General features: G+C 43.8%; 1 protein-coding gene. It reads left to right on the forward strand.

Features of this window, described 5'->3' with window-relative positions; translation table 11 throughout:
• The first annotated feature begins 96 nt into the window (after positions 1 to 96).
• Complete coding sequence (locus GQR53_RS20440) at positions 97 to 1,422, forward strand: IS4 family transposase (protein WP_165745051.1); 1,326 nt, start codon at positions 97 to 99, stop codon at positions 1,420 to 1,422.
• The last annotated feature ends 15 nt before the right edge of the window (positions 1,423 to 1,437 follow it).

Raw genomic sequence — 1,437 nt, forward strand, 5'->3', positions numbered from 1 at the left:
GCTAACACCGATCAGTTAAGGTATTTTTGATCGGTTGACCGATCTTTTGGTTGCTTCACAATACCCTTATCATCTTTTGATTATGAGGGTATTTTTATGCTTAGTCATTGGTTACTTGATACAGATATATTCGCCACTCCTGACTCTTTATCTACATTTCAGAAACATATCCCTCTTGAGTGGATTTCTAATGTGCTCGAGCAGACCGATAAAGCAAGTATTCGCAAACGTAAGTTACCTGCTGAGCTTGTCGTCTGGCTTATCATTGCAATGGGTCTTTTTCGCGACCGCTCTATTAGTGACGTTGTTGAGAAGTTAGATTTAACACTCACTGATACCCTGGGCGATACGGTTGCTCCAAGTGCTATTCCTCAAGCGAGACAGCGCCTGAGTAGCGACCCCCTCCAAGCCTTATTTCACCTATGTGCGGCCCATTGGACACAAGAAGAAGATGCTGATGATACGTGGTATGGACTCCGGTTATTTTCTGTCGATGGAACGCAATTTCGTGCACCCGATACACCTGCTCTTGCTGAGCACTTTCACTATATTAAGCACAGTAAAAACCGTCATACAGAATATCCTATTGTACGCCTATGCGCCTTAAGCTCCTTGCGTAGCCGGTTGATACACCACGTTGCCTTCGGGCCCAGTTATCAAGGTGAGGTGAACTACGCAAAGCAGTTATTTAGTCATGTAAGTGATAACAGTCTAACTATTTTTGACCGATGTTATCTCAGCGCTGAGGTACTGATTAATTGGCGTAAGCAACACCCACAGTCGCACTGGATGGTCCCGATTAAAAGCAACACGCAATACACCGTCATTGAATCTTACTCTGAGCATGACTTCAAAGTAGAAATGAGTGTATCTGCGCATGCCAGAAAACAAGACCCTTCGCTTCCTGAGTGCTGGCAGGCCAGACTGGTTCTTTATCCTGAGCCAATGGGGCCTGGAAAAATAAAAGGTCTGCTGTGCTCTTTGGATGATAAACAGGCTTTTGGTGCACAGGCCATTCTTGATGTCTATTTCGAGCGCTGGGAAATTGAAAATAGCTATGGAGAAATAAAACACCAGATGCTTGAGGATAGTATTCTTTTGCGTAGTCAGACTGTGGATGGAGTCAATCAAGAGCTATGGGGTATATTGCTAGCCTACAATTTAATTCGAGTAGAGATAAGTCGAATAGCCAAAGAGGCTAAAGTCTCCCCGCTGAGAATTAGTTTTGTCATGGCTTTGCGGGATATACAGGATGAAATACTCTGGTGTGCCATCGCTTCGCCAGGTTCAATTCCAAAGAAATTAAGGGCAATGCGAGAACGAGTGAAACGTTATATTCTTCCAGAAAAAAGAAAACGGCCCAAAAGTAGGACCGTTCGAATTTCAAAAACTCGGTACACCATTAAGTCAAAGCATGCTTAACTGAATGGTGTTAGC

The sequence above is a fragment of the Pseudoalteromonas sp. Z9A6 genome, assembly GCF_011378805.1.
GTDB lineage: Bacteria > Pseudomonadota > Gammaproteobacteria > Enterobacterales > Alteromonadaceae > Pseudoalteromonas > Pseudoalteromonas distincta.